Source organism: Amorphus sp. MBR-141, from assembly GCF_053628695.1.
Genome location: NZ_JBRJGW010000017.1, coordinates 43,751 through 66,050, shown reverse-complemented (window position 1 = coordinate 66,050; position 22,300 = coordinate 43,751). Strand labels below are relative to the sequence as shown.

Here is a 22,300-nt window from a genome sequence, read left to right as displayed (position 1 = left end):
GCGGCCCTCTGCTTGATGTCGACGGCCGTGGTGGATCAGGCGGCTTCGACGGCCGCCAGCGCCCGCTTCAGGTCGGGCGGGGTCGCCTCGGCGACGAGGCTGGTCACGGCCTCCTTGAGGCTCATGGCGGTCTGGTCGCGCGAGCCGAGACGGCGCACGTTGACCGATCCGCCCTCCGCCTCCCGCTGGCCGACCACGAGGATGACCGGCACCTTGGCGTGGCTGTGCTCGCGGACCTTGTAGTTGATCTTCTCGTTGCGCAGATCGGCGTTCACCTGCAGCCCGGCGGCCTTCAGCTTCCGCGTGACATCGGTGGCATAGGCGTCGGCGTCCGACGTGATGGTGGCGACCACCACCTGCACCGGCGCCAGCCACAGCGGCATGTGACCGGAATGGTTCTCGATCAGGATGCCGAGGAAGCGCTCCATCGAGCCGCAGATGGCCCGGTGGATCATCACCGGCTGGGTCTTCTCCGAGTTGCTGTCGATGTAGAAGGCGCCGAAGCGCTCCGGCAGGTTGAAGTCCACCTGGGTGGTGCCGCACTGCCACTCGCGCCCGATGGCGTCGCGCAGCGTGTACTCGAACTTCGGGCCGTAGAAGGCGCCCTCGCCCGGCAGGATGCCGGTCTTGATGCGGCCGCCCGAGTCCGCCTCGATCTGCTCCAGGACCCGCGCCATGATCGCCTCGGCGTGGTCCCAGTTCTCGTCCGGGCCGACGCGCTTCTCCGGCCGTGTCGACAGCTTCACCGTGATCTCGTCGAAGCCGAAATCCGAATAGGTCGACAGGATCAGGTCGTTGATCCGGAGGCACTCGGCGGCGAGCTGCTCCTCGGTGCAGAAGACGTGGGCATCGTCCTGGGTGAAGCCGCGCACGCGCATCAGTCCGTGCAGCGCGCCCGAGGGCTCGTAGCGGTGGACGGTGCCGAACTCGGCGTAGCGGATCGGCAGGTCGCGGTAGCTCTTCAGCCCGTGCTTGAAGATCTGCACGTGGCCCGGACAGTTCATCGGCTTGATCGCGAACACGCGATGGTCGGCCTCTTCGTCGTCCGGGTGGGTGAAGGCGTAGGCCGACTTCACCGCGAACATGTTCTCCTGGTACCAGCCCCAGTGGCCCGAGGTCTCCCAGAGCGCCTTGTCGAGGATCTGCGGCGCGTTGACCTCGTCGTAGGTCCCCTCCAGGCGGCGGCGCATGTAGGAGACCACCGACTGGAACATGCGCCAGCCCTTGGCGTGCCAGAACACGACGCCCGGCCCCTCCTCCTGGAAGTGGAACAGGTCCATTTCCCGGCCGAGGCGGCGGTGGTCGCGCTTCTCCGCCTCCTCCAGCATGTGGAGGTAGTCGGCCAGCTGCTGCTTCGACGCCCAGGCGGTGCCGTAGATGCGCGTCAGCATCGGGTTGTTGGAATCGCCGCGCCAGTAGGCGCCGGCCACCTTCATCAGCTTGAAGGCGTCGCCGACTTTACCCGTCGACGGCATGTGCGGACCGCGGCAGAGGTCGAACCAGTCGCCCTGCTTGTAGATCTTGACGTCCTGGTCTTCCGGGATCGCGTCGACGAGCTCGACCTTGTAGGCCTCGCCCTTCTCCGAGAAGACGCGCTTCGCCTCGTCGCGGCTCCACACTTCCTTCGTGAAGGCGGCGTCGCGAGCGATGATCTGGCGCATCTTCGCCTCGATGCCCTCCAGGTCGTCGGGCGTGAACGGCTCGTTGCGCGCGAAATCGTAATAGAAGCCGTTCTCGATCACCGGGCCGATGGTCACCTGGGTGCCGGGATAGAGCTCCTGCACCGCCTCGGCCATGACGTGGGCCGCGTCGTGGCGGATCAGCTCCAGGGCGCGGTCGTCGTCGCGGGTGACGATCTCGATCGCCGCGTCGGCGCGGATCGGCTCGGCGAGATCCGCCAGCTCACCATCCAGCGTGACGGCCACGGCCTTCTTGGACAGCGACTTGGAGATCGAGGCGGCGACGTCGAAGCCGGTCGTGCCGTCCTCGAACGCGCGCACGGATCCATCGGGGAAAGTCAGGTCGACCATGGTGTTCTCCTTGCTCACTCACTGCCAACGATCGCAGGTAAGCTTGTTGGTTCAGGCGTTCGCCGCGGACCGGACCGGTGGCCGCGACAGTCGGACGTCGAGCTTTTGGCGCCGCGCGGACGTCCGGTCAACCTCGACGGGCGCGGAGCGCGCCTGCGGCAGATCGGCTCAGCGGTCGAGGCGGGTGTTGGGGGCGATGTGGCGCCCCGTCCAGCAGCCATAGGCCCACGGCCGGTACCAGCGGCCGCCCGAATGCCCGGCCCGCTCCGGGACCGGATCGAAGCCCGACGCCCCGAACGGCTGGCAGCGGGCCATCCGCGCCAGCGTCATCCAGCCTCCGGCCCAGAAGCCGTGCCGGGCGATCGCCTCGTCGGCATATTGCGAGCACGTGGGCAGATAGCGGCAGTGGCGCCCGACCAGCGGCGACAGCGTCAGCTGGTAGAGGCGGATCAGGCCGCGGCCGACGAGAACGCCGGGACCGCGGCGACGGCCGGGGATCGCGGGGGCTGCCGAATGATCATGCCCGCAGCCGCGGTGCCCTTCGACCGGTTCGGGATGCGGCGCCGGATCGGCGGACATGCGCGTGCCCTCAGGCGGTGGCGGCCTGGTCGGCGCGGGCCTCGATCTGGTCGAGCGCGTCGACCACCGCATCGAACGTCAGCATCGTCGAGGCGTGGCGGGCCTTGTGGGCACGCACCGGCTCGAGATAGCGCAGATCGGCCCAGCGCCCCTCGGGCGGCGGACCGTTCTCCTTCAGCATTCTGCGGACGGCCTCGCGGACGCCGCGCAGCTCCTCCGGCGTCGAGCCGACGACGGTCCGCGCCATGATCGACGACGACGCCTGCCCGAGCGCGCAGGCCTTCACGTCGTGGGCGAAATCGCTGACGACGCCGTCGGCGAGCTGGATGTCGACGGTGACGGTCGAGCCGCACAGCCGCGAATGGGCGGTGGCGGTGGCGTCGGGATGATCGAGGCGACCGAGCCGCGGGATGTTGCCGGCGAATTCCAGGATCCGGTCGTTGTAGAGGTCGTCGAGCATGGCGAATCCATCGGGCGCAATGTGGGAGCGCAATGTCGTGGGCGCGCATGGCGAAGCGCGCGTTTTTCCTTATATGGCCCCTTGGGCGGATTCTCCAATGAAGGGGTCGCGCTCCAGGCGCACCCGGTCTACCTCTGGCGGTCCGGACGCGCCCGCCCGGGCATGTCCGGCCCGACGCATGCGAGAAGGTCTCGAGATGGATGCCATAGCCGACACCCCCGCCCGCCCCGAGGACGCGACCCGTCCCACGCGCGCCGAGGCGGAGGCCGCCGTGAAGACGCTGATCGCGTGGGCGGGGGACGATCCCTCGCGCGAAGGCCTTCTGGAAACCCCGGCGCGGGTCGCCAAGGCGTTCGCCGAGCTGTTCTCCGGCTACGACGCCGACCCGCAGCTGGTGCTCGACCGGGTGTTCGAGGACGTCGCCGGCTACGACGACATGGTGCTGGTGAAGGACATCGCCTTCCACTCCCACTGCGAACACCACATGCTGCCGTTCTTCGGCAAGGTGCACGTCGCCTACTATCCGGCGAACGGCGTCGTCGGGCTGTCGAAGATCGCCCGGCTGGTCGACATCTACGCCCGCCGCCTGCAGACCCAGGAGACGATGACGGCGCAGATCGTCGCCGCCATGGACGCCGCGCTGGGCACCCGCGGCGTGGCGGTGATGATCGAGGCGGAGCACCTGTGCATGTCGATGCGCGGCATCGCCAAGGCCGGCGCGCTGACCATCACCACGCGCTTCTCCGGCCTGCTGCGCGACGATGCGGCCGAGCAGGCGCGGTTCATCTCGATGGTGCGGGGCTGAGCATGGCCGACAGCACGACGCCGTTCCCCCCGCCGCTCGACAAGGCCGCCCAGGACGAGGCGGCCGCGTTCCGCCCGAAGTTCGACGCCGACGGGCTGGTGACCTGCGTCGTCACCGACGCCGACACCGGGCTGCCGCTGATGGTCGCCCACATGAACGCCGAGGCACTGGAAAAGACGATCGAGACCGGCATCGCCCATTACTGGAGCCGCTCGCGCGCCAGCCTCTGGCGCAAGGGCGATACGTCGGGCTCGGTGCAGAGCGTCGCCGAAATGCGGGTGGACTGCGACCAGGACGCCGTGTGGATCCGGGTGCGCGTGGCCGGCGACGGCTCCAGCTGCCACACCGGCCGGACCTCGTGCTTCTACCGCCGGGTGCCGCTCGGGCCCGGCGCGGCGACGCGCGGCACGCTGCAGTTCATCGAGGACTGAGCCGGCGGCACGGCGCCGGCGCCACGCACGGCTTGCCCTGGCGACGCCGTGCGGTCAGGGTCGTGCCGACGAGAGCCACCCCGCCCCTCCTTGCGACCCCCGGATCATGACCCTCACCGACCCCGCCGCCCGTCCCGCACCGGTTCCCTCCGCCGATCCGGTGTGGTCGAAGGGGTTCACGCCGCGCATCGGCTTGGCGCTCGGTGGCGGCGCGGCGCGCGGCTGGGCCCACATCGGCGCCATCCGGGTGCTGGAGGAGGCCGGGATCCGCGCCGACATCGTCACCGGCACGTCGATCGGCGCGGTGATCGGCGCCGCCGCCATGGCCGGCAAGCTCGACGCGCTGGAGGCTTTCGCGCGCTCCCTCACCCGCCGCAACGTGGTCGGGCTGATCGACCCGGTGTTCGGCAGCGGCGGGCTGATCGGCGGGCGGCGGCTGGTGCGGCTCTTGAAGCGCGATCTCGGCGACATCCGCATCGAGGAGATGGAGCGGGCGTTCCTGTGCGTCGCCACCGAACTGGGCACCGGCCACGAGATCTGGCTGCGCTCGGGGGCGCTGGTGCCGGCGCTGCGCGCCTCGTTCGCGCTGCCCGGGGTGTTCCAGCCGGTGCAGATCGGCGGCCGCTGGCTGGTCGACGGGGCGCTGGTCAACCCGGTGCCGGTGTCGGCCTGCCGGGCGCTGGGGGCGCGGGTGGTGATCGCCATCAACCTGCACTCCGACATCTTCGGCCGCGGCACCACGGTGGTGCACGCGATGCCGCCGGGGCCGGTCGACGCGCTGCCGGAGGCGGCCGAGGCCGCCCGGGCCGCGCAGGACGCCGAGGACGCCGAAGCCGGGCCGCACGACGGCCACGGCCTGTTCCACGCGCTGCGCGAACGCCTGCGGATGCAGCTGTTCGGCGACGACGACGCCCACCTGCCCGGCCTGATGGGGGTGATGATGGAATCCTACAACATCATGCAGGACCGGCTGACCCGCTCGCGCATGGCCGGCGATCCGCCCGACTACGCCATCGGGCCGCGGCTGGGCGACATCGGGCTGTTCGATTTCCACCGGGCCGACGAGGCCATCGAGATCGGCGCCGAGGCCACCCGGCGCGGCCTCGACGACATCCGCCACCTGATCGAGACCCTGCGGTAGACGCCCGGCCGGGGGAAAACCGCAAGGGCACTTTTCCTGGGATTTGCGAAGCCAGCGCGCGACCGCGCGCCGGCCGGTCAGGCCGCCCACCCGGAGCCGGTGAGCGCAAGCGAACACGGCGTGAGGGGAATGGATTCTCTTCCCGCAAATCCCGGACGGAAAACCGGTTCCCACTTTTCCTGGGATTTGCCTGTCTCCCGCCAATCCCGGACGGAAAACCGCAAGGGCACTTTTCCTGGGATTTGCTCAGGCCGTGGCGATGTAGCTGCGCATTTCCTCGGCCTCGCGCTCGGCCTGGGCGATGCGGTGCTTGACCACGTCGCCGATGGAGATGACGCCGACGATGCGGCCGCCCTTGAGCACCGGCATGTGGCGGAAGCGGCCGGCGGTCATGCGTTCCATCACCGTCGCGATGGTGTCGTCGGGGGTGACCGTCACCACCGAGCGGGTCATCAGGTCCGCGGCGGAGCGCTCCAGCGCCGCCGGCCCATGCCCGGCGCAGGCCTTCACGATGTCGCGCTCCGACAGGATCCCGACGATCGCCCCGTCGGGGCTGGTCACCAGAATCGCACCGATCTTGTGCTCGGTCAGCCGCCGGCAGATGTCGGCAACCGTCTCTGCCTCTGTCGCGGTGACGATGTCATGGCCCTTGTCGGCCAGAATGGATGCCACGGTCATAGTCGCCTCCCTTTTCGACGCGCCTCTTTCCAGGGCCGGTCCCGAGCAGTCCCTGGCGATCGTGTGACGCCACAGGATCGGCAAGGTTCGAGATCGGCCGCGGCGCTGGCCTGTCGGCCGCAACCGCCGATCAGGACCTAGAATGATGGCACGAAGATCACCGCGGACAAGACGGAATCATCCCGGCACCGGGCCTGGCCGGCCGGTCGCACCGAAACGTGAACGATTCCATGGATTTATGCCGGCATCGGGCGTTTGCCGAGACCGGCTCCCGTTTCCGGTCCGATGCCCTGGCGAGTCCCGTTCGGAGCCCACGCGGGCGGAACGGAGAGGACCTGCTCGAGGGCCTGATTCCGGAGCGTCTTCCGATCGGTCGGGTGAGCCACCCGATCGGAAGAGGTTTCAGGCCGACCAGCGGCCGGCGCGCGGCTGGTGGAGCGGCTTGACCGGATCGAAGAAGCGGAACAGCAGCAGGCCTGCGATGAAGCCGCCGATGTGGGCCTCCCAGGCGATGACCTCGCCGCCGCCGACGATCGAGGCCGAGCCCAGCCCGACCAGCAGATTGATGCCGAACCACACGCCCACGAAGATCATCGGGCGGGGGCTGCGCACCGTCTGCGCCAGCGTCAGCGCCGGAACCCGGTAGGCGCGGTCGTCGGGCACCCGGAAGGCGCCGAGCGGCGCGCCGGTCTGGAACACGAAGCGGGCGGCCGCCGCCATCTGGGCCGAAATCGCCGCGGAGGCGCCGATCACCGGCACCATGTCGCCGAAATGCAGAGCCAGATGGATGGCCGCCCCGGCGACCGCGCCGACCGCCGAAAAAGCCAGGAAGCGGGCGGGCCCGAACCGCCGGGCCAGCGCGCTGCCGAACGCCACCAGCCACAGGCAGTTGACCAGAAGGTGGGTCACGTTGCCGTGCAGGAAGGCGTAGGTGAGGAACGACCAGACGGCGGCCCCCTGGTTGAGGAGGCTCCACCAGTAGGCATCGGGACCGGCCGGCAGGTAGAAGGAAAAGATGTCGCCGGCATAGCGCGCGGGGATGAAGGCAAACAGCAGCAGCACGCCGACGTCCGCCTCGTAGGAGAGCAGCACGGTGCGGACGACGTGGACGAGGACCAGTACCGCCGTCAGCCAGACCACCGTCTGCGGGATCGTGAACATGGGTTCGCCGCGCGGGCGGTCGGACAGGCTCATGAAACGGGGCGCTCTGCAAACATGGTCGGCGGCCGGTCCTTCGGTCGGGGGCGGCGCAAGCGCGCCAGTGGCCTGCCCCGGTCAGAACGAACACGTCCGGAGGGGGCCTGGTTCGATGCGTGGGTCTGGAGCTGCGTCCAGGAGACGGAGCCGTCCGATCGGAACGACGGCGACGACAGGGCGGTCACGACACCTGCGCCGCGCCCGCGGCCCAACCAAGCAGATCCCGGCGCAACGCTCCAGTGGTGATAGAGCCGCAGTGTCTGCGAGACAAGGTGAGCGATGGCGTGCAGCGGCCTGACATCGTTACTTATTCGTAGCCCCGCTCGTGTCGGTTCAATTCAATTGCAAGCCGTCCGTTTCATCGGGCGGCAAGTCGATCCGTGGCAAGACTGTTTCCACAGTCGGTCGGTTGTCGCGGTTGCGACCTCCATAAAACTACCGCGGCGACCGACCGACGAAGCTCCGCCATCGGCAATCGAGCCGAGCGTCCAGTCGGTCCAGGGTTCCAACTCAATGAAGCCAATCAACCGGATTGCCCTGGCCTGGCTCGCAGCCCCGTGTCTCGCATGGGTTCTCGCCGCCCCGACGCCGTCTCAGGCCGAAACCAACCGGTTCATGCCGCTGGCGGCCGACACCGAAGCCCCCGACGGCTTCGTCGACTTCTGCACCCGTTTCCCCGTCGACTGCCAGGAGAACGGCGAGCCGTCCCGGGCCGTGGTGCTGACCGAAGACCGCTGGGTGGAACTCGTGGAGACCAACCGCAGCGTCAACCGGACGATCAGTCCGACCACCGACCAGGAATTCTACGGCCGCGAGGAATTCTGGACGTTTCCCCAGACGGCCGGCGACTGCGAGGACTACGTTCTGCTGAAACGCCACCGGCTGATCGGCAAGGGCTGGCCATCGAGCGTGCTGCTGATCACCGTGGTGCGCGACGAGAACGGCGAAGGCCACGCCGTGCTCACCGTCGGCACCGATCGCGGCGACCTGATCCTCGACAACCGCACGGACGTGATCCTGCCCTGGAACAATCGGCCGTACACGTACGTGAAGCGCCAGCGCATCCGCAATCCGCGGGCCTGGGTCCGGGTCCTGGATCCGCGCGCCACGCAGGCCGTCGGCTCGGTCCGCGCGCCGAGCGTCCAGACCACCCGCCCCCAGGACTAACGATCCGCCGGCAACGCGGCGCTACAGCGCCTCGAGCCCGTTCGCGTAGCGCTTCCAGTTGGCCACGTAGTGGGCGGCGCTGGCGGTGAGCGCCCGGGCCGACGCCTCGTCGAGGGTGCGCACCACCTTGCCCGGCATGCCGACCACCAGCGAGTTGTCGGGGATCTCCTTGCCCTCGGCGATGAGCGCATTCGCGCCGATGATGCAGTTGCGGCCGATCCGGGCGTGGTTGAGCACCGTGGCGCCCATGCCGACCAGCGAATTGTCGCCGATGGTGCAGCCGTGCAGGATCGCCTTGTGGCCGATGGTGCAGTCCTTGCCGATGGTCAGCGGCGCATCGAGATCGGTGTGGAAGACCGAGCCGTCCTGGACGTTCGACCGCTCGCCGATCTCGATCCATTCGTTGTCGCCGCGCAGGACGGCGCCCCACCAGACGCTCGCATCGACGTGCAGGCGCACCTTGCCGATGAGGACGGCGGTGGGCGCGACCCAGAATGCCCCGTCGCCGGGAAGATCGGGGCCGACCCCGTCGAGCGCGTACAGCGACATCGGTGCCTACTCCTCCAGATCGAGCTCGAGGATGGCCATGGTGAAGTTCCACGACAGGTCCTCGTCCTCGTCGTCGCGGAACAGCACCCCGATGAACTCTTCGCCGAGATAGACCTCGGCGGAATCGGACTTCTTCGGCCGCGCACGCAGCGTCAGCGTCGGATTGCCGAATTTCCGCTGCATGTAGTTCTGAAGTTTCGCGATTTCCGCCTTGTCCAAGAAATCCTCCGGTCAGGTAACGAGTGTGAGAAGTCGCGCGACGGCAGCGATGCCGTCCCGCACGAGTGTCCGAACGCGCTCAGGCGCGCGCGTCGAAATCGGCCAGGATCTGGTCCATCGACCGGGCCGGCTCGGCGCAGCCCGCCGTTCCAACCACACGCGCCGGCACGCCCGCAACCGTGGTGTTCGGCGGGACGGCCTTCAGCACCACCGATCCGGCGGCGACACGGGCGCAGTTTCCGACCTCGATGTTGCCGAGAATCGCGGCGTGCGCGCCGATGAGCACGCCGCGGCGGATCTTCGGATGACGGTCGCCGTCTTCCTTGCCGGTGCCGCCGAGGGTGACGCCCTGCAGGATGGAGACGTCGTCCTCGATGACGACGGTCTCGCCGACGACGACGCCGGTGGCGTGGTCGATGAAGATGCCCCGCCCCATCGGCACGGCCGGATGGATGTCGACCTGGAACTCGGCCGAGGCCCGGCTCTGGAGATAGTAGGCGAAGTCGCGGCGCCCCTCGTGCCAGAGCCAGTTGGCCAGCCGGTGGGTCTGGATGGCCTGGAAGCCCTTGAAATAGAGCACCGGATCGATGAGCCGGTGACAGGCCGGGTCGCGCTCGTAGACCGAGACGATGTCGACGCGCAGCATGTCGGCAAGGTCCGGGCGGGCGGCGAAGGCCTGGTTGAAGGCGTGCCGGAGATGGGTCGGGCCGACGGCGGCGTCGCCCAGCCGGTCGGCGATGCGCTGGCTGATGACGTCTTCCAGGCTCGACTGGTCGAGGATGGTGGCGTGGATGAAGCCGGCGAGCGCCGGCTCGTTGTGGGAGATCCGCCGGGCATCCTCGCGGATCCGTTCCCAGACAGGATCGTGACTGGCCAGCGGAGCGACGTTGCCGCGCTCGGCGCTCTCACGCTCGGTAATGGGAGACATGGCCGCGTGTCCTTTCCTGGTGGGTCGCGATCCGAGCCTTGAAGATAGTGCTTCGGACGGCGGAGGCAAAGCCACGCCGCAGACCACGATCACCGATGCGGGGACATGGCCGAATTCCCCGCGAAGGTCAAACCCGCGGCCCCGGACGGCGGGCGACCGCCCACCGGACCCGGGCCGCCCGGTCAGGGACGGGCGGCGAGGAAGTCCAGCACGCCGGCCTTGTAGACCTTGTCGCCGACGGCGAGCATGTGGTCGCGGTCGGGGATGGCGCAGACCTTCGACCCGGGAATCAGCGCCGCGAGCTCCTCGGCGGAGCCGGCGATGTCGTCGGTGGTGCCGACGGCAACGAGCGCCGGCGGCTTGAGGCCCGCGATGGCGTCGGCGGAGATCCGGTTGCTGGAGGCGCGCATGCAGGCGGCGAGCGCCTTCAGGTCGCTGCCGGTCTGCTGGGCGAACTGGCGGAACTTGCGGCCGAGCGGCGTCGTGACCTCGGCCAGCGACGGCGCTTCCAGCGCCGCGACGATGAGATCCTGGCCGCCGACGCCGCGGATCATGCCGATGCCGAGCCCGCCGAAGACGACGCTGCGGACCTTCTCGGGATGGGCGAGCGACAGGAACGCGGAGATCCGGGCGCCCATCGAGTAGCCCATCACGTCGACGCGCCCGAGCTCCAGATGGTCGATCAGCCGCGCCGCGTCGCCCGACATCACGTCGGCCGGATAGGCGTCGCTGTCGTAGAGCTTCTCGCTCTCGCCGTGGCCGCGGTTGTCGAGGGCGATGACGCGGCGGCCGTCCTTCAGCAGTGTGTCGACCCAGCCGGGGGTGACCCAGTTCATGCTCTTGGAGGAGGCGAAGCCGTGGATCAGCAGGATCGGCTCGCCCTCGCCCACGTCGAAATAGGCGATGGAAATGCCGTCGGACGAGAAGGTCTGGGTCGGGTACGGAGAAGCCACGTTCACTCGCAGGGTTTCAAGCAGGGACGCGGCGGACCTTAGAGCCTTTTCCGACCAGGGGGAAACACCCGCGGGGGAAGAACCGGCTCTGGATCCGACGCGTGCGGACGATCGGAACGCGTCCGATCCGGGGCATCCGGACGGCGGCCGCCCCAGCCGGCCCGGCCCGGCGGCGCAGGCGCATGGCGCAGATCGCCGCGCCCCTTTGCATCCGGGCCGGACGCGGGATATCGTCCGCGCGAATTCACCGACGAGATTTGCGGAGCGCCGGCCATGTCGGACAATGTCATTCCCCATTTCCAGAACGATCCGGGCATCGACCGGATCCACATCGGCGCGAAGGAATTCATGTGCGTGGGCGCCCGGCCGCCCTTCGACCATCCGCACGTGTTTCTCGACATGGGCAACGAGGGCGAGATCGTCTGCCCCTATTGCTCCACCCATTACATCCTCGACCCCGCCCTCTCCCCCCACGACGCCAGGCCGTCGGACTGCGAGTTCAAGGAAGCGGCGGCCTGACCGCTCCTTCCGTCGATGGATGACCCAGGCAGGATCGCCGTCGCGGGCGCCGGCATCGCCGGGCTGACGTCAGCGCTGCAGCTCGCCCGGCTCGGCCACGACGTCGACGTGTACGAGCGGGCGACGACGCTGAGCGAGGTGGGCGCGGGCATCCAGCTGTCCCCGAACGTCGGCCGGCTGCTGTCGCAGCTCGGCCTCGATGCGGCGCTCGACGCGCACGCAGTGCAGCCGGATTCCGTGCAGATGCGATCGGGCCGGGACGGCCGGACGATCGCCCGGGTGCCGCTGGGCGACGCCGCCCTCATGCGCTACGGGGCGCCCTACCGCGTGATCCACCGGGCCGACCTGCAACGGGTGCTGGTGGACGCCGTCGCTGCCTCGCCGCGCGTCACGCTGACCCTCGGCGCGACCATCCTCTCCGCATCGGAGCGGGACGGCGGCGTCACCCTCGAGCTGGCGTCGGGTCCGCGCCGCGCGCCGCTGCTGGTGGTGGCCGACGGCGTCTGGTCGACGCTGCGCGCCGCCGTCAATGGCGTGACGGCGCGGGCAACGGGACAGACCGCCTGGCGCGCCGTGGTCGACCGGCCACCGTCGGAGAGCGAGGCGCCCCCGACGACCGACCTCTGGCTCGCGCTCCGCGTGCACGTGGTCCGCTATCCGATTGCCGGTGGCGCACGTTCCAACCTCGTCGTGGTGATGGCCGATCCGGCGGCGGCCGACCCGGCCGACCGGCTGAACGCGGAAACCGCCCTGCCCGCCGCACCGCTGGCCCGCCTCGACCCGGGCCTGCGCCGACTGCTCGAGGCGGTGCCGTCCTGGACGCGCTGGCCGCTCTACTCGGTCGACCCGGGTGCCCGCTGGACGCGCGGCCGCATCGCGCTGGTGGGCGACGCGGCCCACGCCATGCTGCCGTTCCTGGCCCAGGGCGGCGCGATGGCCATCGAGGACGCGGCCGAGCTCGCGGCGACGATCGGCATGCACGGCCCGACCGAGGCGGCGCTGGCCGCCTACGAGCGCCGACGCAAGCCGCGGGTGGTGGCGATCTGGCGCGAGGCGGAGCGGCTCGCCCGCATCTACCATCTGCCCTATCCTGCCTCGCTCGGCCGCGACCTGGCGCTCGCCGCACTGGGTCCGGCCAGGCTTCTCAAGCGGATGGACCGCATCTACGGCTGGCGTCCGCCGACCCCGCCGGCTTGAGGTCCGCCCCGGCTCGGGGTAGACGAGCGAACCGGTTTCCCCTCCAGCGCGACAGCGACATCCGCCGATGACCGACGCCGACCAGCCCGAAGCCTCCGCCACCCGCTCCGTGACCGCCGGCATCGTCGTCATCGGCGACGAGATCCTGTCGGGGCGGACCAAGGACACCAACGCCGGTTTCATCGCGGAGTACCTCACCGAGATCGGCATCGAGGCGCGGGAGGTCCGGATCGTCCCGGACGTCACGTCGATGATCGTCGAGGCGGTCGACACGCTCAGGGCCCGCTACACCTACGTGTTCACCACCGGCGGCATCGGCCCCACCCACGACGACATCACCGCCGACGCCATCGCCACGGCGTTCGGGGTGGGCATCGAGATCGATCCGCGGGCGGTGGAACTGATGCGGCAGCGCTATCCGGACCTGGAGATGACGCCGGCCCGGCTGCGGATGGCGCGCATCCCCCACGGCGCCGAGCTGATCGAGAACCCGGTGTCCGGCGCCCCCGGCTTCCAGCTGGGCAACGTGTTCGTGATGGCCGGCGTGCCGAAGATCATGCAGGGCATGCTGGAGCGCACCGGGCCGCGGCTGCGCACCGGCCAGCGCATCCTCAGCGAAACCGTCGAGGCGCTGATGCCGGAGGGCCGCATCGCCGAGCCGCTGTCGGAGATCGCGCGCGCCTTCGCCGACGTCTCCATCGGCTCGTACCCGCATTTCGACGGCAAGCAGTACCGGACCCAGGTGGTCGTGCGCAGCCGCGACCCTGAACGGATCGCCGCGACGATCGCCGCCATCGAGGCGGCGATCGCCAAACTCGAACAAGCCAGCTAGGGCCGTCGCGGTCCCGCCATCGCGGAACGGCTCCCCTTTCCATTGCTCCAGCGAGGGCCCCCATGGCGATCGAGCCGACCGCATTGCCGGACAAGGCGTTTCCGGTGTCCTGGGACCAGTTTCACCGGGACGCCCGGGCGCTCGCCTGGCGGCTGGCCGGACAGGGCGACTTCAAGGGCATCGCCTGCATCACCCGCGGCGGGCTGGTGCCGGCGGCGATCGTGGCGCGGGAGCTGGGCATCCGGCTGATCGACACCGTCTGCATCGCCTCCTATCACGAGTTCAAGCACCAGGGTGAGATGACGGTCCTGAAGGGCGTGAGCCAGACGCTCGCCGACGTCGGCGGCGACCAGGGCGAGCACATCCTGATCGTCGACGACCTGGTCGACACCGGCGCCACCGCCAAGGTGGTGCGCGCCTTCCTGCCGAAGGCGCACTTCGCCACCGTCTACGCCAAGCCGAAGGGACGGCCGCTGGTCGACACCTTCATCACCGAGGTGTCGCAGGACACCTGGATCTATTTCCCCTGGGACCTGGGGCTCAGCTTCCAGGCGCCGATCTCCGGCCAGCCCTGAGCCGGGCCGGGCCGGCAATTGCGCTCGTCCGGCGCCGCATGCCATTCTGGTTCCGGTTCCCCCGAGGCGGGCGTTTTCCCGTCGACCATGCGCGAGGCGCGATGCCCCTTCTCGAAGCCGTCTCGGACGACTTTCTCGGCCTCTCCGGCTTCCGGGAGGCGCTCGACCCCGCCCAGATCGAGGCGCTGTCGGAAGCCGAGCGCGAGCCGCTGGACGACGCGCTGATCGCCGAGACGCTGGCGGCCCGGCTCGGCCGCCTGTCGGTGCGGCTGCGCGGCATCGCCGAGCGGCCGTTCGAGGCCCTGGGCGTCCTCACCGTGTCGAGCCGGCCCGGGCGGCTGTTCCTGCACTGCCAATCCGACGACCGCCACGCCACGGTGGTGCTGGAGCTGGACTTCCGCGACGGCTGCCTGCGCGTCGACTTCGCGCGCGGCCTGGAGCGCATGGACAGCGGGAGCTTCCGCTCCGCCGCGCTGATGGCGGCGCGCAACCGCTTCGTGCGCCGGCTGCTGGAAGGCGCCGTCCTGGAGGTGGTGGACGCGGACGGCCGGGTGCTGGGCCGGGCGGCGCCCCGCGCATTCAACCACGTGGACCTGTCGCCGGCCTTGCGCAGCTACCGGGCGTTCGCCCGGTCGTGGGAGGCGATCGCCGCGAACCGCCTGTTGCGACGGGCCGACCCGCCCCGCGACGCGCCCGCCGCCTGGCTGAGTTCGACCGTCCTCTCGCGGGTGGCGCAGCCGGCATTCTAGAGCATTGAATCTGAACCCATTTCCGATCAGGTGATTCCACCTGATCGGAAGATGTTCTCGCCTCTCCCCCTCCGCGCTCAGGCGTCCGGGTCGACGGTGAACAGCTCCTGCGGGCGCTCGACGCCGCGCAGCGCATAGCGGCCGACCGAGACGAACCGCCGCCGGTCCTCGTCGGATGCCGCCGCGCAGAATGCCTCCGACATCAACAGGTCCCGCTCGGCCGACCGGCACATGGCCGCAACCCGGCTCGTCTCGTTGACGGCCGGGCCAACGACGGTGAAGTCAAGCCGGTCGCGGCTGCCGACATTGCCGTAGAACACCTCGCCGATATGCAGCCCGATATAGGGCGTGGTGACCGGCAGCGCCGTTTCCCGGTGCTCCGCCTCCAGCGCCGGAAGGCGGGCGCGCAGCGCCTTCTCCGCCGCCAGCGCCATGGCGCAGCCGCGCGCCGGGTCGGCCGCGTCGAAGATCGCCAGCGTGCCGTCGCCGATCAGCTTGAGAACCTCGCCGCCGGCCTCGTGGATCGACGAGATCACCGCGTCGGAATAGGAATTGAGGAACGGGATGACGGCGGTCGGCTCGGCCGTCTCGGTGATCCGGGTGAAGCCGCGCAGATCGCTGAACCAGAGCACCGCGTTGATCTTCTCGGTGACGCCGCGGGCGATGTTGCCGGCGAGCACGCGGCCGCCGGTGTTGCGGCCGAGATAGGTCTCCACCAGCGTGCGGGTGATGCGCGCCAGCGAGGCGGACTTCATTGCCACCGCGAGCGGCAGGATCATCACCTTCATGCCCGAGAGCGCCTCGTCGGAGAAGCCGTCCGCGCCATCGGTAAGCCAGGAGGAATAGATGCAGTCCATCTCGCCGATGATGCCGTCGGCGGCAAACCGGTGGATCAGGGCGACGTAGTCGGTCTGTCCGCGCGCGGCGAGTTCCTCCAGAACCGGAAACTCGGCCTTGCCGCCGGTCGAGAGCCGGCGGCGGAGATGCGTCTCTCCCGTCTGGACCAGGTGGTAGAAGGTGCTCTGGGTCCAGCGCTCGTCCTCCTCGCCGCCCGGCCCGCTGCGACCGTACTCGATGATGGCCGGCACCTCCGGATCGTCGCGACGCCAGCGGAACACCCTGCCCTCGTAGACCGGATGCAGCGTGTCGATGATGACGTTGACCTCCGACAACGGAAACCCGGCGTTCACCGCACGCTGGCAGAAGCCCTCCAGGAGGTCCGGTTCGCTGATGCCGTCGAGACCGGCGCGCATCAGCCATTCGGTGAGTTCGGCGAATGCCGTCGGATTCATCTGTACCCCTGGAGCAGAGCCAATTGCAGTCGTTCCGATCGCATCGGCCGGAACGCGACCCCCGTCAAGCAACGTTTCAGGGCGCGGTCGCCGGCTCCGTGCGCGTGCCCCAGCCCGCCTCGACGTCGACCCAGCCCTCGACGACGCCGTGGCAGGCGACCTGTGCACCCTCGTACGGGTAGAGCGGCGGATCTTCGGCCACGCAGACCTCGCGGGCATAGGGGCAGCGCGGGTGGAAGGCGCATCCCGACGGAGGGTTGATGGGCGACGGGATTTCGCCGGTGAGCTTGATGTTCTGCCGCTTGCGGCGCGGATCGGCAACCGGCGTCGCCGACAGAAGCGCCCGCGAATAGGGATGCAGCGGCCGCGCGAAGATCGCCTCCGACGTGGTGATCTCCACCGGCCGGCCAAGATAGAGCACCAGCACGTCGTCGGCGACGAAGCGGACCACCGACAGGTCGTGGCTGATGAACAGATAGGTCAGCCCGAACTCGTCCTGCAGGTCGGCGAGCAGGTTCAGCACCTGGGCCTGGATCGACACGTCGAGGGCCGACACCGGCTCGTCGAGGACCAGGATCTTCGGATCGAGCATGAGGGCACGCGCGATGGCGATGCGCTGGCGCTGGCCACCGGAGAACATGTGCGGGTAGCGCGTGTAGTGTTCCGGGCGCAGACCGACCCGCTGGAGCATCGCCTGCGCCTTCTCCCGGCGCTCGGCCGACGAAAGCTGCGTGTTGATGACGAGCGGCTCCTCCAGGATCGTGCCGATCTTCTGGCGCGGGTTGAGCGAGCCGTAGGGATTCTGGAAGACGATCTGCACCGTGCTGCGCAGCGTCGCCCGTTCCTGCCGGGTCGAAGGCGCGTGCTCGCCGATGACGTGGCCATCGATCACCAGCCGGCCCGAGGTCGGCGGTTCGATCATGGTGATCAGCCGGGCAAGCGTCGACTTGCCGGAGCCGGATTCGCCCACCACCGCCAGCGTCGTGCCGGCCTTCACGGAGAAGGTCGCACCGGCCACCGCCCGCACGACCGCGGTCCCTCCGAACAGGCCCCGTCCGATCTCGTAGTGACGCGTGACGTCGGTCGCCTCGATGATCCCGCTCATGCCGCGGCCTCGCCGGCATGGCGCGGATAGTGGCACAGCGCCTCGCCGAGGCTGGGCGGCTGGCGCGGCGGCTCGACGGTGCGGCAGCGATGGTCGGCGAAGGTGCAGCGCGGATTGAACAGGCAGCCGTCCGGACGGTCGCCCTGCCCCGGCACGACGCCCGGAATGGCGGGCAGACGGTCGCCGGTGGCGCGGTCGGGCAGCGCGTCGAGCAGCGCCGCCGTGTAGGGATGGTGGGGCGTGTCGAACAGCCCGATCACCTCCTGCCGCTCGACCTGCTTGCCGGCGTACTGCACCACGACCCGCTGCGCGGTCTCGGCCACCACCCCCATGTCGTGGGTGATCAGCACCAGCGCCATCCCGGTTTCCTTCTGGAGTTCGACGAGAAGATCGAGGATCTGCGCCTGGATGGTGACGTCGAGCGCCGTGGTCGGCTCGTCGGCGATCAGCAGCTTCGGCTGGCAGGAGATCGCCATGGCGATCATCACCCGCTGGCTCATGCCGCCGGAGAGCTGATGGGGAAAGGCCGACAGGCGCTTCTCCGGCTCGGGAATGCCGACCAGCGACAACAGCTCGATGGTGCGCTGCTTGCGCTCGGCGCGGCCCATGCCGAGATGGGTCTTGAGCGCCTCGCCGATCTGGTAGCCCACCGTGAAGCACGGGTTGAGGCTCGACATCGGCTCCTGGAAGATCATCGCCACGTCGCGCCCGATCAGCCGCCGGCGGCGGCGGGTGGACAGCGCCTGCAGGTCGACGCCGTCGAACTCCATGTGCGCGGCGGTGACCGTGGCGCTCGGCGGCAGCAGCCCCATGACGGCCAGCATCGCCACCGACTTGCCCGAACCGGACTCGCCAACGATGGACAGCACCTCGCCCGGATCGACGGCGATGTCGACGCCATCGACGGCCTTGAACGGCCCGGACGACGTGGCGAAGGTGACCGACAGGTCGCGGATGTCGAGAAGAGGCATCCTCAGCTCCGCTTCAGCTTGGGGTCGAGGGTGTCGCGCAGCCCGTCGCCGACGAGGTTGATCGCCAGCACCGTGATCAGAATGGCGACGCCAGGGAAGGTGACGAGCCAGGGCGCGCGGGTGATGAACTCGCGGCTGTCGGCGAGCATGGTGCCCCACTCCGGCGTCGGCGGCTGGGCGCCCATGCCGAGGAAGCCGAGGGCGGCGGCGTCGAGGATCGCCGTGGAGAACGACAGCGTCGCCTGGACGATCAGCGGCGCCAGGCAGTTCGGCAGGATCGTCTTGACCATCAGCCGGATGTTGCCCGCCCCGGCCACCCGCGCCGAGATGACGTATTCCTTGTTCTTCTCCGACAGCACCGAGGCTCGTGTCAGGCGGACGAAATGCGGCTGCAGCACCAGCGCGATGGCGATCATCGCGTTCAACAGCCCGGGTCCCAGGATCGCCACCAGCACGAGGGCGAGCAGCAGCGACGGGAACGCCAGGATGACGTCCATCACCCGCATGATCACGGTGTCGACCCAGCCCCGGAAGAAGCCGGCGAGCAGCCCCATCAGGATGCCGCTGACCAGCGCAAGCGTCACCACGACGACGCCGATGAACAGCGAATAGCGGGAGCCGTAGATCAACCGCGAGAGGAGATCGCGGCCGACCGCGTCGGTGCCGAGGAGATAGGCGGCGCGCCCGTTCTCGTCCCAGACGGGCGGCACGAGGAGTGCATCGCGGAACTGGACGTCGGGCGCGTACGGCGCCAGCAGCGGCGCGAACAGCGCCACCAGGATCAGCGCCAGGAACACGGCGAAGCCGGCCACGGCTCCCTTGTTCTCGGAGAAATAGAACCAGAACTCCCGCAACATGGCGAGGCGCGGCGAGCCGGCGGCTTTCGGGGTCTCGGCGGGGTCGGCGGACAGTCGATCGGTCATCGTCTCACCCCTGCCGGATACGCGGATTGATGGTGCCGTAGAGCACGTCGACGATCAGGTTCACGATCATCACGATGGCGGCGATCAGCAGCAGCCCGCCCTGCACGACCGGGTAGTCGCGCTTGAAGACGGAATCGACCATCCACTTGCCGACGCCCGGCCAGGAGAAGATGGTTTCGGTGAGGATCGCGCCGGCCATCATCACCCCCACCTGGAGGCCGATCACCGTGACGACCGGAATGAGGGCGTTGCGCAGCGCATGCAGGCCGATGATGCGGCCGCTCGACAGCCCCTTGGCGCGCGCGGTGCGCACATAGTCTTCGCCCAGCACCTCCAGCATGGCGGAGCGCGTCTGGCGGGCGATGACGGCGAGCGGGATCGTGCCCAGCACGATCGTGGGCAGGATCAGGTGGCTCACCGCCGAGGCGAACGCCCCCTTCTGCCCGGACAGCAGGGAATCGATGAGCATGAAGCCGGTGACCTGCGGGAAATAGTACATCAGCGAGATGCGGCCGGAGACCGGCGTCCAGCCGAGCGTGACCGAGAACAGGATGATCAGCAGGAGGCCCCACCAGAAGATCGGCATCGAATAGCCGACCAGCGCCGTCGTCATGATCGACTGGTCGTAGACCGAGCCGCGCCGGACCGCCGCGAAGACCCCGGCCGGGATGCCGAGCACGATGGCGAAGATCATCGCGCAGATCGACAGTTCCAGCGTCGCCGGGAAGCGGGCCAGGAACTCCTCCAGCACCGGCCGCTTGGTGACCAGCGAGGTGCCGAAGTCGCCGTGCAGGATGCCCCAGAGATAGTCCCAGTACTGGACGATCAGCGGCCGGTCGAAGCCGAGCAGATGCTCGAGCTGCAGATAGCGCGCCGGATCGACGCTGCGCTCGCCGGCCAGCAGCAGGATCGGATCGCCGGGCAGCACCCGGATGAAGGCGAAGGTGACGATCGATACCCCGATGAAGGTGGGGATCAGGACGCCGAAACGATGCAGGAAAAAGCGGAACATGGTCCCTCTGACGATCGCGCCACGGAAAGGGGACGGACGGCCTCCTCCCCGTGACGGACGCGTGCGGGGCGGCAGGGCCGCCGCGGCCGTTTCGGTGCAACTGCGGGAACCCTCCCCGCCCGGACCTTACCGGTCCGGGCGGAAAGCAGCGGCCCCGCGCAGCAGGAGCCATTCGGATCGATCAGGCCGATCGACCCGACCGGAGCTGGCTCTAGTCGGCGATGTCGACGCCGTAGAAGATGTGGCCGCCGAACGGGTCGATCTTGTAGTTCTCGACCTTGTCGCTCATGGCTTCGCTCACCAGCGAGTGGGCGATGGTCGCCCACGGCGCCTGCTCCTTGAAGACGACCTGCGCCTCTTCGTAGAGCTTGGTCCGCTCGTCCTGGTCGGAGACGACCTTGGCCTTCTGGATCAGGTCATTGAACGGCTCGTAGCACCACTGGGCACGGTTGGAGCCGCCGACCGCGTCGCAGCCGAGCAGCACGGCGAGGAAGTTGTCCGGATCGCCGTTGTCGCCGGTCCAGCCGAGCAGCACCGCGCCGTCGCGGTCTTCGGCCTTGGAGCGTTCCAGATACTCGCCCCACTCGTAGGAGACGATCTCGGCCTTGACGCCGATCTTGGCGAGATCCGCCTGCATCAGCTCGGCCATGCGGCGGGCGTTCGGGTTGTACGGACGCTGCACCGGCATCGCCCAGATCTTCATGGACAGATCGGTGACGCCGGCCTCCTCGAGCATCTTCTTGGCGGCGTCCGGATCGTACGGATCGTCCTTCAGGTCGGCGTTGTAGGACCACATGGTCGGCGGGATCGGCGCCACGGCGACCTTGCCGGCGCCCTGGAACACGGCGTCGAGGATCGCCTCCTTGTTGAACGCCATGTTGAGGGCCTTGCGGACCTTCGGGTCGTCGAACGGCGCCACCTTGGTGTTGTAGGCGAGATAGCCGACGTTCAGACCTTCCTGCTGCTTGAGATCGAGCCCATCCGTGGACTTGATCTCATCCAGGTCGGCCGGATTCGGATAGGGATCGAGCATGCACTCGCCGGCCTTCAGCTTCTGCAGCCGCACCGACTGGTCGGTGGTGATGGCGAAGACCAGGTCGTCGATCGGCGCCTTGCCGGCCCAGTAGTCGGGGTTGGCCTTGTAGCGGATGACGGCGTCCGGCTGGTAGGCGACGAACTGGAACGGACCCGACCCGACCGGCTTCTGGTTCAGCTGCTGGACGTTGCCGTCCTTGGCGAGCTGGTCGGCGTATTCCTTCGACTGGATCGAGGCGAAATCCATGGCCAGGTTGGCGATCATCGGCGCTTCCGGCCGGTTGAGCACGAACTTGACCGTCATGTCGTCGACCTTCTCGATCGACTTGATCAGGTCCGGCATCGACATGCCATTGAAGTACTCCCAGGAGGCCCCTTCCACGTACTGGTGGTACGGGTTCTCCGGGTCGAGCTGGCGCTCGAACGAGAAGATGACGTCGTCGGCGTTCAGCTCGCGCGTCGGGGTGAAGTCGTCGGTGGTGTGGAACTTCACGCCCGGACGCAGGTGGAAGGTGTACTCCAGCCCGTCGTCGGAGATGTCCCAGCTCTCGGCCACGCCGGGAACGGTCTTGGTGGTGCCGCGCTCGAACTCGACGAGCCGGTTGAAGACGTTCTTGGACGACGCATCGAAGGTCGTGCCGGAGGTGTAGAGGGCCGGGTCGAAGCCTTCCGGCGAGCCTTCCGAGCAGTAGACGAACGTCTTCGCCTGGGCCCCGCCGGCGAAGGCCGCAAGCCCGGCAGCCAGCACGGCCGCCTTCATTCCATGTTGGAGCTTCATCAAATTCTCCCTCTGGTTGCCGCGGATCGTTGCCGCGCCCTGACCGACAGCAAAATCCGAAAACGGACTCAAATCAATCCGCCCCCCGGCAGTTTCGACCGACCGGCCGGTCACGCTGCCGTGGCAAGGGGTTAGGGTGCGGCCGTTCAACTACACCGTACAGGAGGGTGGCGAA

General features: G+C 69.0%; 24 protein-coding genes. 9 read left to right on the top strand and 15 right to left on the bottom strand.

Annotated features, from left to right (window positions below; all coding sequences use genetic code 11):
• Positions 1-35 precede the first annotated feature (35 nt).
• The 3 genes from thrS to ACSSVZ_RS20360 all read right to left on the bottom strand — a co-directional run bounded on the left by thrS (position 36) and on the right by ACSSVZ_RS20360 (position 3,069).
• Complete coding sequence (gene thrS / locus ACSSVZ_RS20370; protein WP_453972578.1) at positions 36-2,030, bottom strand: threonine--tRNA ligase; 1,995 nt, start codon at positions 2,028-2,030, stop codon at positions 36-38.
• 168 nt (positions 2,031-2,198) lie between these two features.
• The gene (yidD, locus tag ACSSVZ_RS20365; RefSeq protein WP_453972577.1) at positions 2,199-2,609 is read right to left on the bottom strand and encodes a membrane protein insertion efficiency factor YidD; all 411 of its coding nucleotides are present in this window, start codon (positions 2,607-2,609) and stop codon (positions 2,199-2,201) included.
• 10 nt (positions 2,610-2,619) lie between these two features.
• Entirely contained in the window at positions 2,620-3,069 is a 450-nt protein-coding gene (locus ACSSVZ_RS20360) for an iron-sulfur cluster assembly scaffold protein (protein WP_453972576.1), read from the bottom strand.
• A gap of 196 nt (positions 3,070-3,265) precedes the next feature.
• On the opposite strand from ACSSVZ_RS20360, the gene folE reads away from it, so the two are divergent.
• From folE to ACSSVZ_RS20345, 3 genes are all read left to right on the top strand, one after another.
• Complete coding sequence (gene folE / locus ACSSVZ_RS20355; protein ID WP_453972575.1) at positions 3,266-3,874, top strand: GTP cyclohydrolase I FolE; 609 nt, start codon at positions 3,266-3,268, stop codon at positions 3,872-3,874.
• 2 nt (positions 3,875-3,876) lie between these two features.
• Positions 3,877-4,305 carry a phosphoribosyl-AMP cyclohydrolase gene (gene hisI, locus ACSSVZ_RS20350; RefSeq protein WP_453972574.1) on the top strand — a complete coding sequence of 143 codons (429 nt, stop codon included), beginning with the start codon at positions 3,877-3,879 and terminating at the stop codon, positions 4,303-4,305.
• A 106-nt stretch (positions 4,306-4,411) separates the two neighbouring features.
• Entirely contained in the window at positions 4,412-5,446 is a 1,035-nt protein-coding gene (locus ACSSVZ_RS20345; protein WP_453972573.1) for a patatin-like phospholipase family protein, read from the top strand.
• A 246-nt stretch (positions 5,447-5,692) separates the two neighbouring features.
• On the opposite strand, the gene ACSSVZ_RS20340 is transcribed toward ACSSVZ_RS20345, so the two are convergent.
• Positions 5,693-6,124 (bottom strand): CBS domain-containing protein, encoded by a 432-nt coding sequence (locus ACSSVZ_RS20340; protein ID WP_453972572.1) that lies wholly within the window; start codon positions 6,122-6,124, stop codon positions 5,693-5,695.
• A gap of 402 nt (positions 6,125-6,526) precedes the next feature.
• A complete protein-coding gene (locus ACSSVZ_RS20335) occupies positions 6,527-7,318 on the bottom strand; it encodes a rhomboid family intramembrane serine protease (RefSeq protein WP_453972571.1) in 792 nt (263 codons plus the stop codon).
• A gap of 516 nt (positions 7,319-7,834) precedes the next feature.
• On the opposite strand from ACSSVZ_RS20335, the gene ACSSVZ_RS20330 reads away from it, so the two are divergent.
• On the top strand, positions 7,835-8,488 hold the full coding sequence (locus ACSSVZ_RS20330; RefSeq protein ID WP_453972570.1) for a transglutaminase-like cysteine peptidase: 654 nt from the start codon (positions 7,835-7,837) through the stop codon (positions 8,486-8,488).
• A gap of 21 nt (positions 8,489-8,509) precedes the next feature.
• Here ACSSVZ_RS20330 and ACSSVZ_RS20325 read toward each other — a convergent pair whose 3' ends face one another.
• The 4 genes from ACSSVZ_RS20325 to ACSSVZ_RS20310 form a co-directional block, all read right to left on the bottom strand.
• Entirely contained in the window at positions 8,510-9,037 is a 528-nt protein-coding gene (locus ACSSVZ_RS20325; RefSeq protein ID WP_453972569.1) for a gamma carbonic anhydrase family protein, read from the bottom strand.
• A gap of 6 nt (positions 9,038-9,043) precedes the next feature.
• Positions 9,044-9,256, bottom strand: a complete 213-nt coding sequence (locus ACSSVZ_RS20320; protein ID WP_453972568.1) for a DUF3126 family protein — start codon at positions 9,254-9,256, stop codon at positions 9,044-9,046.
• Positions 9,257-9,335: 79 nt separating this feature from the next.
• Positions 9,336-10,184, bottom strand: coding sequence for a serine O-acetyltransferase (gene cysE / locus ACSSVZ_RS20315; protein ID WP_453972567.1), 849 nt, complete (start codon positions 10,182-10,184; stop codon positions 9,336-9,338).
• 182 nt (positions 10,185-10,366) lie between these two features.
• The gene (locus tag ACSSVZ_RS20310) at positions 10,367-11,143 is read right to left on the bottom strand and encodes an alpha/beta fold hydrolase (RefSeq protein ID WP_453972566.1); all 777 of its coding nucleotides are present in this window, start codon (positions 11,141-11,143) and stop codon (positions 10,367-10,369) included.
• 267 nt (positions 11,144-11,410) lie between these two features.
• Here ACSSVZ_RS20310 and ACSSVZ_RS20305 point away from each other — a divergent pair, with 267 nt between their 5' ends.
• The 5 genes from ACSSVZ_RS20305 to ACSSVZ_RS20285 all read left to right on the top strand — a co-directional run bounded on the left by ACSSVZ_RS20305 (position 11,411) and on the right by ACSSVZ_RS20285 (position 15,009).
• Positions 11,411-11,656: a zinc-finger domain-containing protein gene (locus ACSSVZ_RS20305; protein WP_453972565.1), complete on the top strand. Its 246-nt coding sequence runs from the start codon at positions 11,411-11,413 to the stop codon at positions 11,654-11,656.
• Between the two features lie 15 nt (positions 11,657-11,671).
• Positions 11,672-12,853: an FAD-dependent monooxygenase gene (locus ACSSVZ_RS20300; protein WP_453972564.1), complete on the top strand. Its 1,182-nt coding sequence runs from the start codon at positions 11,672-11,674 to the stop codon at positions 12,851-12,853.
• Positions 12,854-12,920: 67 nt separating this feature from the next.
• Complete coding sequence (locus ACSSVZ_RS20295) at positions 12,921-13,685, top strand: competence/damage-inducible protein A (RefSeq protein WP_453972563.1); 765 nt, start codon at positions 12,921-12,923, stop codon at positions 13,683-13,685.
• Between the two features lie 62 nt (positions 13,686-13,747).
• Entirely contained in the window at positions 13,748-14,260 is a 513-nt protein-coding gene (gpt, locus tag ACSSVZ_RS20290) for a xanthine phosphoribosyltransferase (RefSeq protein ID WP_453972562.1), read from the top strand.
• A 101-nt stretch (positions 14,261-14,361) separates the two neighbouring features.
• Positions 14,362-15,009, top strand: a complete 648-nt coding sequence (locus ACSSVZ_RS20285) for a hypothetical protein (protein WP_453972561.1) — start codon at positions 14,362-14,364, stop codon at positions 15,007-15,009.
• Positions 15,010-15,086: 77 nt separating this feature from the next.
• Here ACSSVZ_RS20285 and ACSSVZ_RS20280 read toward each other — a convergent pair whose 3' ends face one another.
• The 6 genes from ACSSVZ_RS20280 to ACSSVZ_RS20255 all read right to left on the bottom strand — a co-directional run bounded on the left by ACSSVZ_RS20280 (position 15,087) and on the right by ACSSVZ_RS20255 (position 22,125).
• Positions 15,087-16,301, bottom strand: coding sequence for an adenylate/guanylate cyclase domain-containing protein (locus ACSSVZ_RS20280; RefSeq protein WP_453972560.1), 1,215 nt, complete (start codon positions 16,299-16,301; stop codon positions 15,087-15,089).
• Positions 16,302-16,377: 76 nt separating this feature from the next.
• Complete coding sequence (locus tag ACSSVZ_RS20275) at positions 16,378-17,406, bottom strand: dipeptide ABC transporter ATP-binding protein (protein ID WP_453972559.1); 1,029 nt, start codon at positions 17,404-17,406, stop codon at positions 16,378-16,380.
• Positions 17,403-18,377, bottom strand: coding sequence for an ABC transporter ATP-binding protein (locus ACSSVZ_RS20270; protein WP_453972558.1), 975 nt, complete (start codon positions 18,375-18,377; stop codon positions 17,403-17,405). Before ACSSVZ_RS20270 ends, ACSSVZ_RS20275 begins: the two co-directional genes overlap by 4 nt.
• 2 nt (positions 18,378-18,379) lie before the next feature.
• A complete protein-coding gene (locus ACSSVZ_RS20265) occupies positions 18,380-19,300 on the bottom strand; it encodes an ABC transporter permease subunit (RefSeq protein ID WP_453972557.1) in 921 nt (306 codons plus the stop codon).
• 4 nt (positions 19,301-19,304) lie between these two features.
• Positions 19,305-20,312 carry an ABC transporter permease subunit gene (locus tag ACSSVZ_RS20260; protein ID WP_453972556.1) on the bottom strand — a complete coding sequence of 336 codons (1,008 nt, stop codon included), beginning with the start codon at positions 20,310-20,312 and terminating at the stop codon, positions 19,305-19,307.
• A 211-nt stretch (positions 20,313-20,523) separates the two neighbouring features.
• Positions 20,524-22,125 (bottom strand): ABC transporter substrate-binding protein, encoded by a 1,602-nt coding sequence (locus ACSSVZ_RS20255; RefSeq protein WP_453972555.1) that lies wholly within the window; start codon positions 22,123-22,125, stop codon positions 20,524-20,526.
• Positions 22,126-22,300: the final 175 nt, after the last annotated feature.